We start from the raw sequence: 15927 nt of genomic DNA on the forward strand, positions 1-15927 counted from the left end.
TTGGCGTAGCCTGATAGATATCGAACGTAGACTCTGGGTCGTATTTTTCTATCTACCAAGTCAAGAGGCCCATGAGGAGACAGGGATGTTCAATTTGCTAGTTGCTGGCCATAGCGAGATGTGGGAAACGCCGCCGTATTCATTTGGGTTAGGACGATTCAAAGAGTACAGCGGTATTGATGCCGCTGCGATAGATCCGGCTCGCCCTGAGTCTATGCGCCGCCTGGAGGAGGTGCCAACCCTACTGATGTATGAGGTTGGCGCCGGCGGACCTCATGCCCGAGTAGTTCGTCATGGACGTATACGGAATATCTCACGCAGGGCGAACGAACTGACATTTGCTTTTGAACTTGACCAACAACATGCCTTCCTAGATAGATCACAGGTTCTCGGCATTGCTGATCGTCTTGGAATCGATCAATTCGAGAAGCATCGTACACACTGGGCAATCAAGGATGGTGAACTCCCCCCTGAACTAATTGCGACGGGAGCAGCTGAACGTGTACAGCGTCCTGTCACCGTTGTCGCCGCCGAATTCACTGAAGCAAAACGCGAGCACCGAGGTCCTGAAGCGGCCGACCTCGAAGAAGAGCTTGGGGGTTATCCGCCATCGCTGGAGAAAGCGATGGCATTGCTCCCAGCTCGAATTCTTCAGCACCCAACACCCGAACTCTTTCCAATTCTTGGAATTGAACCTCGTACAGCCGAAGGACGTAATGCATTGGTGGCTGTACTCGCCCGAGATGCCAGGGGCCGGCAATTGCCCCAGGACTGGTCCTTTTCCATTGCTTGGTTCCTTAGCCTTTATGGCAGCGCCACTGAGAGAGCTCGACTTAACACGGCCCTATCTGATTGCGCGCAACGCATGATCGAGCTAGGAGGGGATGAGTCAGAACGAGACGGGCTAGTCGAGGAGATTGGATATGCGCTTTGGCGAAGTAGTAGAAACCGCATGCTTATCGGGCGTCTTCGCCGAGAAACCGCCGTCCTTACTGATCGGCTGATCAGGCGACAGGAGCCGTTAGGTTGCTGGCGGGATCGATCTGGCGGTGATTCCATTGAAAGCGTACGAGCCACGGCGTTCGCTACAGTTGCCCTACAGCGCATAGGGGACGACCGGTATCATCAAGCGATTGGGCAGGCCGTTGCTTGGCTTTTGACCACAATCTTGCCCGAGAGCGGAGCTTTTCCACGCGATACTGTCAACAGCGAGCCCGACCTCATCAGCACAGTTTTGGCGCTGGAAGCAATTCGTAGGTCGGATCAAGCGGATGAAATTCCTCATGTTCTCGAAGCTGGAGAGACTTGGTTAGTGGCTGGGCAGACGATTCTCGGGGGGTGGGAGGCTGAACCATGGACTGAGAATTTTACGGCTGGGGTAATTTTGGATTATTTGGCTAACAGGGGCCAAATGCTTGCGCAAGTAGACGGGTTTCTGTTGATGGCCCGAGATTTCTTCAGAAAAGCGGAAGAACTGCAATTGGAGGGTGGAGCGAATAATCGCCGGCTTGCTGCGATTGCCACTGTTCACGCTGTCGAGATGTTTCTTTATGGACTCTTCGAGCGGCGCGAAGATCTGGCCCTTTCAGCCTTCAAAGAGAATGGAACTGAGACTCTTGGGCCCCGTGAGGCATTGCGGGCGTTGCAAGACGCTCTTCAGCGAATTGGCGTATTAACACCTCCTCAGCGCCTACCCCATCGCGATAGGATCAGCGCCCTTATCGGTCGTCGGGACGGCATCATCCATCGCGCTCATGAGGTGAGTGAAGCTGAGCTGTCGGAAGGCATGCGAGATGCAAGGAGCTTTATAGACCGTTTCGCAAAATTATTGTTGAACCTAGATCTATTGCAATAGAAGGGCGGCGCGCCCAAGGAACAACGGCGATTCAATCCCTCCACGGTCCTCCGGTGCCCTGAGTTCCGGAGGATCGCACCGGAGGTTCGGGCGGGCGCCTACTGCGGTCCGTAGAGTTAATATTTGGGAATGAAAAGCTAAAAAATCACTGTTCGTGAACCAATTCAAGATCACAGAAGACCTTGGTTTTCTCTCGCAATCTTTTGATTTTAAAGTGTTTTTCTGTATTTTTTTTTGAAATACGCGTCACCTATATCTAGAGAGAGATGTTCTGAATTCGGTAGAAAGGTCTCATCAGAAGCCATTTTGAGATCTACCAAAATGAATAACTTTCGCAAAGCTGTAGAAGCACTGGTAAGACTCGCATCTAAGGCAGACAAACTAGTACCGCTCGTTCTGTCTTTTGCAATCTTCGCTGCGATCATCGTCATCGGTTTGCAACAAGGATTAGGCAAATGAGGATTCTCCCTTGGGTGAAGATGCCAGCACTTTGGATTAAGGCAGGGGGACTGCGAGACTTCGGGTGGGCTAACACGAGCAATGTGTCGCGTTCCTCAGCCATCGCAGCGTTGCAGCTGTACATCGCACTGATGACTGTCGCAGAGGAGGACTGGCGGACTGATGGCTGCAAGCTGGTTGCAGACATTACGTACAGCGATCTGATGCGGATCACCAATCTAAGTCGGCAGCTGGTTGCAGCAGGTCTGGAGGGTTTGGTGAAGGCTGGCCGGATCACGAGTGAGAAACAAGGCCGGAAATGCCGGTACCTGATTATCGGCTACGACTTCAGCGGCAATTGGTGCAAGCTGCCGGCTAGGGCACTGTACATTCCGCTGAAACAGACGCTGATCGAGCCCTTCCAGTTGTTCCAGAAGCGGTCGGTTTGCGAACTCGATGCGCTCAAACTATTCCTTTATTTTGCTTTCGCCCGGGATAACAAAACGCCATACACGATGGCGTCGTTCGAAACGATCTGTGAAAAGACAGGCGTGCCCGAAAAGCGCATTCCCCGAGCAAACGCGTTTCTCATCAACTGCGGCCTTCTGGCCAACTTGTCGCGAGAGCATTCAGAGGACGTCAAGAAGAAGGAGCCGAACAAATACTTTTTGCGTGGTTACAGGGAGCTTTTTGTAGGCCAGCAAGCTCTGACGCCAGCGCCGGCAGCCTGATAGGCTGAGCCCGATCTAGTCAGATTCTTGGCATCGTGGAATGCTTTCTCCCAGCAGAACAATTTTGGTGACCGAGCCACTAATTAGCCATATGACTTAGTCCCATCAGTCCGGTAAGCTCAGACTGCACCTACGCGTTCCAAGTACGGATACTTTTGTAATGAGGGCTTCAGATGATTAGTCGGGGATCTGAATGGCATCGGTGGGAGCGGCATATTCACGCTCCAGGTACGGTGTTGAACAATCAATTTCGCTCAGACAATCCGTGGGAGAACTACCTTCGCTCACTCGAAGAGCTAAAGCCTGCAGTCGAGACGATAGCCGTTACCGATTACTACGTTACGGAGCGTACGAGGAGTTTATCGAGCAAAAAGACGCTGGCAGGTTACCGGGGGTTCAGCTCATTTTTCCGAAATTCCGAATAACGGTAATTTACCGCCGAGCAAAGTAGCCGTCTTTTAGCTGCCGTTCGCGATTTTTCATTATCTCGGTTTTCTTAAGATAAGCAAGATTATATAATACCGTCGAAGATCCACCTATATTCACTGTAAAATGTTATTCCCAAACTTTATGGAGTTTCTCTGAAAATGAATTTCACGCTACCAACAGACCCCCACGAGCTCGCTTGGCTTACTGATGTTGCTATTGACGCACATTGTGAGGTGAATTCTTTTGAGCGATTCACTGTAGGGTATAATATTTGGTGCCGTTCGGCTGTATCTATGTTGTTAGCAGAGACCAAGAGCGCGAGTCTAAGAAGATACTCTGGAGAGCTCCTACCTCTACTTGGTGCTTTGAGCGCCTTGGATCAGTATGGAGCCTGTTATGCACCAGTTCCTTCGATTTTGCCGAAAGGGCTTTCGAGTAAATCCGGCGTTATAAAGTCTGCACACAATTTTTTAAATATACCAGTCGATTCAAAGGATAGTGACGCTCTTTATGCTATCCGCAATTCACTTATGCACCAGTCAAGTTTGATTTCCGTGGACGTGGTCAAAAAAGTTAAAAACTTCTGGTTTGAGATTGATAACAATATTGATGAGATTTTTGTACATGCCTCTACGCCTTGGGACGGCATCTACAGCTCCCGGTCTGATTCAAATCGAACGCTTGTAAATTCGCGTAAAATTTTAGATCTCGCTTTTAAGCTTACAAAAATTCTTAAGGAGAAGCACAAGCTTGGCCAGCTGAGTTTAGATCTCAAAGGTGGATTAGAAGAGCTTTTGACTAATTATGTTGATCTTGATTTTTTTGTATCGAGACGAGACTCCTACATTATGTACGTAGGTTATAAAATTCATGAAGAACTATTCAGTCAGCCAGGTGGGGTTGCGCTTGCCAAGCAAGTGTTGACCTCGGTGCCGCAGGCCGTAAAGGACGAGGCGGCTAGGTGGCTTGTCTCACAACCAGGAGCTCCTAAGCTGGAGTTGATCGCTCAATATTACCCGTCGGTTAAACTCCATCCTTAAGCTCAGACTAGCGTTGAATACTCCGTAGTTGGTTGCATCTCCCCGAGCAGCCAGCCGCGGAGCGATACCTTTATCCATTCAGTTTTCAAGCGTTAGAAGCAGGCCGGTGGCTACGGCCATTGCTTGGTAGGCGTACAGCAGCCCGAACCGAATTTTTCAATGCTTGTGCTTTTTAGCCTTTTTCTTACGCTGCTCTAGCTTTTTATCAAATACAATTTTATTCCATTGTTCTGCCATTTCGCCAGCCTGCCTATAAACGCCTCTGCTCATTTTAATACTTTCAAATAGTCCAAGTATCGCAGGAGAGATCTCCATTCTCTGCTTTGTAAGAATGAAAACCATCTGGTGTGAAAACACACAAAGACACAGGGCAGTCAATAAGAGCGTTATCTGAATCCACAGGGATTCTGCGGGCGCGAATGCACCGGAGTTAATCTGTATCAGGTAATAGTTAAATACGCCTATGATGAAAAGCTGAAGTCCAATCATGGAGCGCGTCATGGCCTTAGGAAGCCGGACACCGACGATCTTTCTTTTTTGCAACGCAAAGCTGTCGTGCACGCTTAACAATAAAAATGGGAATCCAGCAAAAGCTATGTCAATGCTTGACAGGCTGTAGTCCGCCGAAGAGATGTTTATAATGAATGTAAGTGATAAGCCGCTAAGTAGTGCTATACAGAAATCTTTATTCAGCTCACCATAAAACTCCCTGTAATAGGGGGAGCTTCGTCCAGTCAAAGCTTGAATACAGTCATAGGTGTATACCGTGCCGAGAATCCATGAGACGGATATTGCTGACAGCAGAAAAAAACTCCACCAGGAATGGTATTGAAAACTCAGCTGCCACAAAGTCGATGCGGCAGCGACGAAAAAAAGGATGTATTTCATTAGGTTCAGCAATCTCTCATTGGTACGAGTGGTACGTTTGGCGGCTCTCTGAAACCTGCTTAGATCAGCAGTGAATCGCCCCGGATTCTCTAGATAGTTGACTAGAATAGGGGGGCGAATTGCCCTCCTGCTCGTTGACGGCTGAGGTTTGCTTTATACCTCCTCAAGTTCCCATAGGCCCTTTTCCGCCCGTCACGTAAGATCCTCTAGCCAACAATTTGCCGGGAGCTGTTTGTGAACGATTCCTTCTCAACACCAGATTTGCAAACTCTGCTTGAGGCTATGGCTGAGAATGCTGCTTGGGCAAGTCCCAGCCACACGCTGGATGATGTTGCGAAGGACAACGCTGGACTTGTCGCCGATCTCGCTAACTTCGAACGAAGCGGCACAGTGGCTTTGCTAGCCAGTTTGCTGACTCTCCCTGTGCATCAGTCCGAATGCTTGCGATTAGAGTTGATGGCTGCTCTGGCTCTCATTCATTGTCATGGCGCACAGGTAGCTACCGTCGATGATGCGCGGCGCTGGTATGCGATCATTGGTGAGTCGAACAGCGTCATTGGGGAAGATCCTGCCGAGGACGTATTTGTCTCGATAGTCGGGAACGAGAAAGGCGATTACCGCATTCTGGAAGGCATCTGGGAGGCCGCAGGCTTCTACACACAGTTGATGGTCGACGTTGTCTTCAGTATGCCCGAAGAGGGCTACTTCATCTCGATTAAACGTTCTACACAGGCGCTTCTACGGCTATCGGACGTGATTTGCGCTAACTCTTCTCTACGACGATTCGAGCCGGGTGTTGAAACCAACACCAACTCGCTCGAAACTGGAGGCCTTGACGCAAGCGTCCTCCGTTCACGTGTCACCCTGACGAAGCACATGCTAAAGGCCGCCGGTGTGGCAATAGCAGATCTTTCCCCCTTCATTCTTGATCACACGCAAATCGGTGCTCTCGTCAGCCAAGTGCCTAGTGCGGGAATGCTGGAGCAGCGCCCGCTTCTTCGCGTACATGATGGCCTTGTCGTCGTGCTGCCCACGGCTCTATCCATTGCGCTTCGCCATGCGGTGATAGCGTTCGCCGTCCAGAAGCGAGAGTTGAGCAACCTTGACAGGGCACTAGCCCAAGCCCATGTACATACTCTTTCTCAGAAACCGGCGTTTGGTAACGGTGAGCGAATTCGGTTGTCTTGGGAGAGGATTGGGACTACCCAATCAGCGACCTCTTACTCTTCAGTCGATGTGGGCCACTTCATGGTGCTCCAATTCGTCTTGCCCTCAGTGCAGCAGCACTCGGCCGAAGGTTTCAGCAGCATGCTCCGGCTCGATGAGAAAACCGCGAGTATCCTCGACGCCCGTGCTGCAAAATCCGCTCTTGAACTTTCCAAACAACCAGGCTTCCAGCGTGGCATCGTCGTGCGGGTAGGCTGTGGCTGGGGTGCGGGTTTTGTTGGCTCGGTGCCGGAAATGCCTGCGGCATGGCAGTTCGAGTCGATGTCGTGCGCAGACTTTTTCCGCTTAGGCTCGCTGCCAGAGATGTCCCCACTTGCCTTCTGGCGTGTGCAGGACGCAGTGGAAATAATTTCGCGAGCCGGTGTTCAATTAATCAATGTCAACGGCATTCTCAATCTCCTTGGCTGGGCACGCGCCAATGATGGTCATATGGTCCCGCACGATCAATTGCCAGAGGGGCGCATCACACCTGAGCGGCCTCTGATGCTCTCAATTCCTACAGATCTCCTTCGTGATGTACGGTTAGCCGCAGACACGGGGTATGACTGGCACCGCATTTGTGACAACAGTGGCAGATGGCATAGGGTAATGCGGCCCTCAGCAGGGGACTACTTCCCGACCGAGCGCGAAAGCCGGTGCTATGCATCAATCGATGAGCTCGAGGCACGACGTTTGACTTGTGTCTACGAGGGGCAGCTCACCCTCTGGGTGACGATCGAGGCACCTGATGTGGAGGATCAAGCGCTCCTTGTCGAGTTGGCCAAGATAGTACGCACGTGGGCTGGGCGAATTGGCGAGGCGGTCGAAGCCATAGGCAATGAGAGGATAAGGAAGTCGATAAAGGTCTATCTCTGCTTTGAGGGTGACGGCGACATTAGCGGGTTCGACGGTAAGGCGATTCCCCGTAACCTAAATGCTTTCTGGAGGCTCGAGCGGGTCCGTGAGCATGGGGCACTAAGGGTAGTGCTCATAGACGGATTTCTTGCTGGCTTTCGAGCTTCGGACAATCGTGCAGAACGCGCATTGGTCCGCGCGCTCGGCACGGCGTTTGCCACTCTGCTTCGTTTCAATGCACCAGCCGACCAGGGCTTTGCGATCGAGAAGATCGCGGTTCCCAATGACGCCGCGCGCAGCTTCCACATTATGGAGACATTCGACTTCAGTGATAGGGTGTCCAGCTCGTTGAGCCGAAGCCTTTTGACCATCGAAAACACTGAGTCGGGTGCCGCCAGAATTGAGCTCGGGTGGCGTGCGGTTGCGGCCGATGCACCGGCGCAGTACGAGGGGAAGAAGGCGGTCGGCAAGCTCCTCAACGATGTAGTGGATGTGCTCTTGAAAGACATGCAGGATGAGCTTTCCCAATTCGATCGGCTGAAGACTCTTACCCGCCTGCTCGAGAATTGCGAACGAGCACGCCGTGAGGAGAACCATTGGCATCGGACGGCCGCTGCGGTACTCGGTCTGCATGCTGGTGAAGTCGGTGTCGAGACAACCGTCGCCAAGCAGTTAGGACGTTTTTCCGGCGCGGCGCTGACCTCCCGGTTAGTCATTGAGCTAGCAATTTGCGCGTGCCCTATTGAAGGAGGGATGGAGCCTTCCGATATGGCGCTCGGGCGGCTCCTTGCACAAGCAGCATTACTCTTTCGCATCGGCGGCATGTCTGACGCCGTGCGCTTTGGAGCACTACCTGCCCAAGTGCAGATATCTCCATTAGGTGACCTTCTCTTCCGCGACGAGCTTGGAGAAATGGTGCTTGACCCTTTGTTGTCTAAGGCGACCAACGAGCGGTTCGAAGCCCACGCTGCTCGGTTCAAACAGCATTACGCCAAAGCGGAAGAGATCGAAGAGTTGATAAGCGAAGAAGGCACCACGGATGCTGCCACAGACGATGACGATACTGAGAGCTTTCTCGCGTTCTGGAACGCAGAAATGGACTTTACGCTAGAAGAAGGCCTCGAATTCGTCCATGCACTTGAGTTGATTGGGATCGCTAATCAGGCGGCAATCCTCACCATGAAGCGGAGCCAGTTGGAGCATGCCGGTCAGTCCGCCGGACTCGACGATAACGTCGTTTCCGCGTTCCTTGACCGATTCGTGCTCAAAACTCGTCCGAAGTGGGCTGAGGTGACTGACGAGTTTGACCTATCCGACATCTATCCTTGGCGGTTCGGTCGACGCTTGTCAGCCGTCGCCAGGCCGTTGCTACAGATAGACGATAGCCAAGACCCGTTAGTGATCGTATCCCCAGGGCAATTGCGCAACTCGCTGCAATACGTGTTCGACGGAGCACATTCGGGGCGGCTCAAACGAGACTTCTTCCGTACCGACGGAATGAGGGACGAATGGTTGGGTGAGGCCCGGGAAGGGCATACCTTCGAAAAGTCTCTAGAAAAGGATCTTCAAGGTGCGGGGTGGACTGTACGGCGCGGAATCGGATTTCCAGAGATATTGGGCCGAAAACTGCCCACTGATCCTGGCGATATAGACCTGCTTGCTTGGCGTGCGGATCGAAACCAAGTGCTCATCGTCGAGTGCAAGGATCTTTCCCTTACTCGAAACTACTCAGAAGTCGCTTCCCAGCTTTCCGATTATCAGGGTGAGGATATAAAGGGCAAACCAGATAAGCTCAAACGGCATCTGAAGCGTGTTGCACTCGCGCATGAAAACCTTGCTGAGTTTGCACGGCTCACGGCAATCAAAGATCCCGAGCTCGTCTCCTGGCTTGTTTTCAGCGGAGCATCTCCTGTCGCTTACGCACAGTCCCAGATCGCTGCATTGCAAGGTACTCATGTTGGGCGGCCAAACGACCTTCTCGAATACTGAACTGTAGCCCTGATACTCAATGTAGGACACTCTAAGTCAGAGGCTGAGGGTGAGCAGTTGCGCGAGTACCTAACGGTGTTTGATAACCGCTTTGGCAAGCGTCAGGGGAATTCTTGGCGCAAGGTTGTGCTTAATAGAGAGCTTGGCGTAGGGGATCTTGTTCGTAAGCTTGAGGAGCATGCAGGTCGTTTGAGGACGGTTTGCGCGTAGGGGCGTGCGATGCGAGAGAAAGGGGGCGGGTGTCTTTTGATACTGTGCTGCGGTGAATGGTATGTGGCAAGTCGTATCTCTTAGGGCGATACGTTGCTCTGCCGTAGCAATAGGCTGAGCTTCCTTGCTACTGGGGATCTATTGCTTACTGCATTGGGATTGTGGCACGGGTCGCTGCAGACCACTATCGGCCAAAACGCACGCCCATGTAACTAAAGCTCTTGAAGCTTCTGGTTATGCAGCTCGTTGAGAGCGATAAATGGTAGACTAAGAATAAGATTAACGGCTGAGTGGTTGATAAAAATGTCGAAACTTACATTAGAACTAACTTACGATCTTGATAGAAGCAAAAAGCTACCTTTTCACTTGACCCGGGATCAGCTAAAAACACTTTACTCTTTTCTTTGCGGGCCCAGCCAAAAAACAATTAAAATCGCCAACTATTATTTTTACTACAGCGGCTTTCACCTAGGGTCCAATACAAATAAAGAACAAGCGTCCAAATATGGATGTTATGAGAAGCCTGCCGAGATTAAGGATAAGATTAGAAAACTATTATTGCAGTAATCTAAGAAACGATTTCGTTGAGAAGGCTGCTGTAGATAAAATCTAATCTGACTATGCAGCTTGTCCAAGCTGTAACGTAGCTTCGATCGCAGCACAATACTCACGCCTCGGGAAAATCGTACTATCTGTACTGCGAACTAGGGGGTTAGTTATTTCTAGCCCCACAAAATCCCTCGCCAGAACGGTTGCGGAATGCTATGGCATGCCGAAGGCCCCAAACTCATAGTCTCTGCACACGAAGTCGAGCCTGACGCCGAGCAAACCCAACCTACTTACCCAGAATGCCGACACTGAGGTGATCCGAGTACGTGATATTAGACGGGGCTCAGTCGGGGCGGATGAGCGCTCACTCACACCTGTCGTTTAACGGTAGAAGACGCCATCTTATTCCGGCTCATTTTTTTGGGTCAAACATTAATGCACTTTTTCCCCAGCCAGTCTGCCACTCCACCATCCCGAAGCCGTGCGGCGACGTTTTTGCGTAGGCGGTTGCGCACTCACGCCCGGGGTTCTGCTCCGTTGACTGTTTTGGCCCAACAGCCAAACCGCAGGGTTGTTCCTCCTTCTTTAGTTTCTCAACCATCGATAAGCTGCTGGCGATGAGGAATCTGGCCGGAGAGAAATCACTCAGCTGAAATGCCTCCACGTGTGCCCAGCGCGCTATAGCGGTCCCCCAGTCTAGAATTGGAACAAAAACCCAGTCCGGCTGATAAAGCTTAATAAGCTGAGAAGCCAACGGGCTGGATTTTATATCCTGGCAAATGAGTACAACGCATCGCCCAAACCCATCTAAATCAGCGACAACAACTTCGTCACCTGCGTGATTATGCTCCATAAGCCGACCATTATGGCCAGGAACAAGCCCGAGATCTTCTGAGCGGGACGTGTCCAATCCAGCCTGCCAAATTTTTCTTTGGCGCCAAAGCTCAACTCCGGAGCCATTGAACACGCGAGTTTCATTCCAAGGTAAGCCATCTCGAGTTTCGATTGTATTGCCAGAACCTGCGAGCAGAATCCGCGTGCGACCAGGTTTAGCGCTGATCAGGTGACTAAGTCTATCCGCTGCGAGAGCATCTACCATTAATTCAGCAGACATCACAATATCCGCGTAACCAATGTCACAAAGGACGGAGTCAATTACCGCAGCCGCGTCAATGTCCTCGCTGAGTTTGAAGTCAACATATGCATGCCCATTTCGCTCAACTCTTTCTATTAACAAATGTTCATCTAATTGCGCGATTGGGATAAATGCGACTTTTTCAGAGCCGCTCGAACTAGGGGCTAGCCCAATACCTTGACTAAGAGAGCGATCTTTAGCGATCGTACTCACTTTGATTGGCCTCTCGTCTATTAAGAGCTCTGTTCGTACTACCGTCAGGAATCCGAACTGGTCGAGGAAAGAGTACGCACTTGATGCGAAATCACCGCGAGGTGAGCGAACCAAAGGTCCCCTTGGAACCAACTGGTGAGTCTGCGTAGAACTGAATGCCCCGTTATCTAGTCGCTCAAGAACAATTTTTCGCATCCAGTGTGATAAGGGGATCCGATCAAACAACTTACTTCGATTTAACGTTCGAGGATGAACGATCTCGAAAAAATCATCTATTGCAGCAAGAACATACATTATCCTGCCGTTCAGAACAGCAGGATCATCTCCACGCTGTAAATTCTTGAGCGCCGCATAAGAGTCCGAAGCACTAGGAATTAATAACGACTCGCCGACGGCGCGCTTAAATTCTGCGCATGGTAATTTAAAATTTTGCACATCGGGACCACTCCACTTGCGGGCAAGCTCCCAATTTTCGATGAATAAGTCAGCAGGAGAAGGCATTATTCAATCGTCCTCGGGCGAGTTACTATCGTGGCTTTTTCCTCGCACAAATAAGCGATTCTCCAACACGCTATTATGAGATTCTATATGTACACCCACGCGATCAAATAAAGTAGAAAGTAAGTCAAACTCATTCGTCAACAATGTCCAATCTTCTTCTTTGACACTATGCCGACGACGAATAAGCCCTTTAAGTACAAGCGACGCCGCTTCAGAGAAGGCTGTGCATATCACAAACGAGCGTGACCGATCTTCATGCTTTATAACAACTGACACCAACTCGCGAGCAATTTTGAAGAAATCTACAGCCTGCTCTGGGTAGCGCCCATAATAATTACCAAGTTGAACTCTAGCTCTGTTATCTCCTCCAAATAAGGCTTCACAGAACTTTACGGTTAAGGTGTCACTGCCGCTCTCAATTATTACTCTACTCAAAGTTATAAAGCGAATAACTATCCTCTGAATAGACCACCCGCTAGCAGCTGCTTCAACAGCATGCTCAGCTGCTTCTCGCACGCTTAAATAAGGCCTAGGAAACTCAGTAAATCTGATGTGAATATTGAATTTTATTCTGGACAGCACACTTGACGCGTTGTTTCTTAACGTATACTTTTTAATCAGACTAAGCGATTCAGTAAGATCACTGCGTGCAGCTTGATAATTCCCCATCTGAATTTCTATTTCAGCTTTAAGCCGGCAAACGTCAACATCGATCGCTACAGTTTCAGCTAATTGATCTTGGGCAAGTTTATGTCCTGTGAGATCTTTGCTAAGAGCGACAATTTCCCCTATCGTTCTCTTGACTGCCTCAATCTTCTTCATTTCGACGTAGATCCACGCAGCCTTACGTCTGTGTTCTATACGCCGAATTTTCAGGTTGATGGATGAAAAGCCCGCTAGGATTATGTCGAGCTCCTCCAGAAGGGCCAGTTGAACTTCATGCTCAAGCATATAACCGTGAAAATCCACTACTTCAGAAATCTTACTCTCAAGATCGATATTCCACATATCAGGTTCAACGCTGGCAATCGCGCGAAGCAAATCCACAGCAGCCATTTTAATTGAAATTATTTCGGCGAGATCATCCATATTTTCAGCTACGTTATCGCATGCTCGGACTAATGCTTTCACGTAATCTGGATCAAGATACTCTTCGTTTACAATTAATTCTTGAGCGCTTTGAGTAAGCTGTTGTAGCTCCGCAACCGCCGATTCTGAATCGCGGGTTGCAAGGTTCTCTAGAAACTCTTCAGTAGCATGTCGAGGCAATAGTCTGCGCTTAACTAAATCTATTGTTTCGGATGTAATGACTGGAACGTTAATGCTCTTCCCTACAAGCTCGCTTGCCAATTTCGTATAATTCAACGTTAACTGATCGAATTTCGGGTCGGTTGCAACAAATGGTGCGAGAGTTTCATAGGATGGAATACTATCAATCGCAGGTATTGCCAGATTCTTAATGTCTTCTTGAATCGCTACGTTGGAAAAACCTCCAATTCTGACCAGCTCACTAACAGCGCGAGCTTTGGCGTCGCTTACTTCAGAAGATTCAGTACCAACAACGCGCATACGCATGGGGACAGCCCTTAGAGAGACCTCTTCTTGTCGACGCTCTCTAATTGCAGAAGCAACACGTGCAATACCATCGATATTTTGACGGTTGAGCACAAAGCACAACGCAACCTCGTCAGGCATTTGCATTGTGCAAATACCAGCAACATCAGCAAAGCCCGTGCGACTATCAATAAGAACTAAATCGTAATTAGATTTTGCCCATATCTTCAACTGTTCTAGTAGTGCTCCACCTGCATACTTATCAAAAAAATCGGTCCAAGAAAATTTAGATAGTGCATCCTCATAAAAAAGCTGCTCTTTCCCTACCGTTAATCCACCTGCACTAATATAGTCAAGCTTAATATTCTTTTCGAAGAGTCCTGGCCCAATTAGAGGTTTAACACACTCCTCAAATATGTCACCTGAACTCGCCTTATCAAAAAGTAACTCCACATCTTCAGAACTTTGCGCCTGCTCGGCACCTGCACTCCAATCCCAAAAGATATTTAGCAATCCTCGGGTGTTTTTTAAGGCTTTTGCTTCTGCTCCGTCGTGAAGGCCGCGAAAATAATAAGCTAATCCTGGCGCTTCCATATCCCAGTCCATGACAAGCACTTTGTAACTATCCAACGCCGCTAAGAACGCGACGTTAGCAAGACTCATAGTTCGGCCTACGCCCCCTTTGTATGAGTAGAAAGTTACGATTTTCGATTGATTCATGCTGACATCCTCTCAGCACGATTGCTAACAGAACGACTGAAAGCAATTTGGCGTTGCATAAATGGTTGTGAGGATTCCTTCCTAGTTTCAAGTGCAAATAGAGCGCTATCTCTAGAGGCTTTAGGAACTAGTGCATCGAAACTCTTATGCAATCTTTGCTCTTCCTGTATCTGTCTAGCCGCTGCAGAAAGAGAATTAATTACAGTTGTACCGACCTTTTTGGATGTAGTAATTCCCAATTCTCTAAATCTTCTTAGCTTGCGGCTGACGTTTTCTTCTGTTTGGCCTACAATTTTAGAAAGCATTTTGTTGCTAAGTGACTGTTCAAACAAAGCACTTATATATGAAACATTCGCCGGATCATTCAAAAATTCATTGAATTCGGCACTAACTTTTCTATCCACACTCTGTGCAGCCAAAAGTTGGGCAAGGCTCAGCATACCCATCTGATATGCCTCCCTATGCAATGAATCTGCCTTGTTGGCTGCTTGGACAGCAAGTTGGACATCAGAAGAGCAACGGGTTAATGCACTCTGATAGAGCTGCACTATCGCGTCGTGAATTTCGCCTGATTTTTGGCGTGATGCGCTTAGCATGGCTTCCTCGAGCCAATCGGCGAGGATGGTGCCTGAATGCCGACTAAGGCCCAGTGGTTCCTTCGGATTTTGCAGCAGTTCCATAAGAACGTTACCGGCCGTCATAGTATTCCCCTCTTGGTCTAGGGGGACTATAGGCACAAATCAAGTAACGATCAACGATGCGCTGGCATCAGCGAGAGCCTTTCGTCCTCTTTTTATTCGGATTGACGCCGTACAATTGACTTCGAGGTTATTCTTGTGATCATAACAGTGACTTTTGCTGAAATCGCCGGATTTTTGTCACATGTCATTGATCATAATTTGATCTCAATAATTAGCAGGCCGCTACCTTTACGAACCCGCCCAAAACAGTAAACAGGCACGCTCAATACGCAGACCGCGCTCATCAGCGCTCAGATTGCGAACTCAGCCGTCCGAAGCGCTACAGCAGAAATCCGGCGGATGCCCAAGCGGGGGTCATTGATGCATAGGCAGTCGTGCAAGAAGCCATCAGGGCCAAACACCAGTGCGGTGCCCGAGCATCAGTCGCGCACTTTGCCATACCGAAATTGGATAGCGATTATTTCGATGATGTAAAAGAGTTTTGAGCCTCGTCATTCGTTTCTCGGCAACGGGGAGGGCGGGTAAATACGAAGTTAGGACGGTCACTAGTCAATTCCGGCTTTGACCCTTCCCTTGGCCGGATAATCGGTCCATTTACACCATGACTCTTCCCCAAATGACACCCCGGTCGACAGTTCAACCCACGTCTGGTTGATGACCATCGGTCTCGTTGCCTATTTCATCCCTCGTCGGTCATTCACGCCCCGGCGGTTGACCAGACGCCGGGGCTCTTGAATGTACATTAAAGCCGCGTCGTTTCTGGCTGCGACAGTTTTAATTCTCTAGAATATCTGTCCGAACCGGATTTTTGGGTGGTTGCGACAGTTTTGCGTTTCCTCTACAAGAGGCTGCAGGCCGCTAAAACAAGGCCCTCCCGCGACAGTTTTAATTCTCTAAATTCAGCAAAAGATCG

8 protein-coding genes are annotated in these 15927 nt (G+C 49.7%); 4 read left to right on the plus strand and 4 right to left on the minus strand.

Translation table 11 applies throughout. The features are described 5' to 3' along the window. Window positions 1-85: 85 nt before the first annotated feature. The 3 genes from ACZZ0B_RS26385 to ACZZ0B_RS26395 all read left to right on the plus strand — a co-directional run bounded on the left by ACZZ0B_RS26385 (window position 86) and on the right by ACZZ0B_RS26395 (window position 4493). On the plus strand, window positions 86-1855 hold the full coding sequence (locus ACZZ0B_RS26385; protein ID WP_463546584.1) for a prenyltransferase/squalene oxidase repeat-containing protein: 1770 nt from the start codon (window positions 86-88) through the stop codon (window positions 1853-1855). 455 nt (window positions 1856-2310) lie between these two features. Beyond that, window positions 2311-3024, plus strand: a complete 714-nt coding sequence (locus ACZZ0B_RS26390; RefSeq protein WP_463546585.1) for a DNA-binding protein — start codon at window positions 2311-2313, stop codon at window positions 3022-3024. 587 nt (window positions 3025-3611) lie between these two features. After that, window positions 3612-4493, plus strand: coding sequence for a hypothetical protein (locus ACZZ0B_RS26395; protein WP_463546586.1), 882 nt, complete (start codon window positions 3612-3614; stop codon window positions 4491-4493). A 156-nt stretch (window positions 4494-4649) separates the two neighbouring features. Here ACZZ0B_RS26395 and ACZZ0B_RS26400 read toward each other — a convergent pair whose 3' ends face one another. Further along, window positions 4650-5381 (minus strand): hypothetical protein, encoded by a 732-nt coding sequence (locus ACZZ0B_RS26400; protein ID WP_463546587.1) that lies wholly within the window; start codon window positions 5379-5381, stop codon window positions 4650-4652. Between the two features lie 234 nt (window positions 5382-5615). Here ACZZ0B_RS26400 and upx point away from each other — a divergent pair, with 234 nt between their 5' ends. After that, window positions 5616-9431, plus strand: coding sequence for an anti-phage protein Upx (gene upx / locus ACZZ0B_RS26405; RefSeq protein WP_463546588.1), 3816 nt, complete (start codon window positions 5616-5618; stop codon window positions 9429-9431). A 1171-nt stretch (window positions 9432-10602) separates the two neighbouring features. Here upx and ACZZ0B_RS26410 read toward each other — a convergent pair. The 3 genes from ACZZ0B_RS26410 to ACZZ0B_RS26420 are packed head-to-tail and all read right to left on the minus strand — an operon-like array spanning window position 10603 to window position 14993. Continuing rightward, a complete protein-coding gene (locus ACZZ0B_RS26410) occupies window positions 10603-12039 on the minus strand; it encodes a hypothetical protein (protein WP_463546589.1) in 1437 nt (478 codons plus the stop codon). A 3-nt stretch (window positions 12040-12042) separates the two neighbouring features. Further along, complete coding sequence (locus ACZZ0B_RS26415; RefSeq protein ID WP_463546590.1) at window positions 12043-14313, minus strand: KGGVGR-motif variant AAA ATPase; 2271 nt, start codon at window positions 14311-14313, stop codon at window positions 12043-12045. Then, window positions 14310-14993 carry a hypothetical protein gene (locus ACZZ0B_RS26420; protein WP_463546591.1) on the minus strand — a complete coding sequence of 228 codons (684 nt, stop codon included), beginning with the start codon at window positions 14991-14993 and terminating at the stop codon, window positions 14310-14312. Before ACZZ0B_RS26420 ends, ACZZ0B_RS26415 begins: the two co-directional genes overlap by 4 nt. Window positions 14994-15927: the final 934 nt, after the last annotated feature.

The sequence above is a fragment of the Pseudomonas sp. AC247 genome, from assembly GCF_979258015.1.

Excerpts from the sequence above, each read along its gene's own strand:
- ACZZ0B_RS26420 (WP_463546591.1), bottom strand. The coding sequence starts at position 14,993 with ATGGAACTGCTGCAAAATCCGAAGGAACCACTGGGCCTTAGTCGGCAT.
- ACZZ0B_RS26395 (WP_463546586.1), top strand. The coding sequence starts at position 3,612 with ATGAATTTCACGCTACCAACAGACCCCCACGAGCTCGCTTGGCTTACT.
- ACZZ0B_RS26415 (WP_463546590.1), bottom strand. The coding sequence starts at position 14,313 with ATGAATCAATCGAAAATCGTAACTTTCTACTCATACAAAGGGGGCGTA.
- ACZZ0B_RS26410 (WP_463546589.1), bottom strand. The coding sequence starts at position 12,039 with ATGCCTTCTCCTGCTGACTTATTCATCGAAAATTGGGAGCTTGCCCGC.
- ACZZ0B_RS26385 (WP_463546584.1), top strand. The coding sequence starts at position 86 with ATGTTCAATTTGCTAGTTGCTGGCCATAGCGAGATGTGGGAAACGCCG.
- ACZZ0B_RS26400 (WP_463546587.1), bottom strand. The coding sequence starts at position 5,381 with ATGAAATACATCCTTTTTTTCGTCGCTGCCGCATCGACTTTGTGGCAG.
- ACZZ0B_RS26390 (WP_463546585.1), top strand. The coding sequence starts at position 2,311 with ATGAGGATTCTCCCTTGGGTGAAGATGCCAGCACTTTGGATTAAGGCA.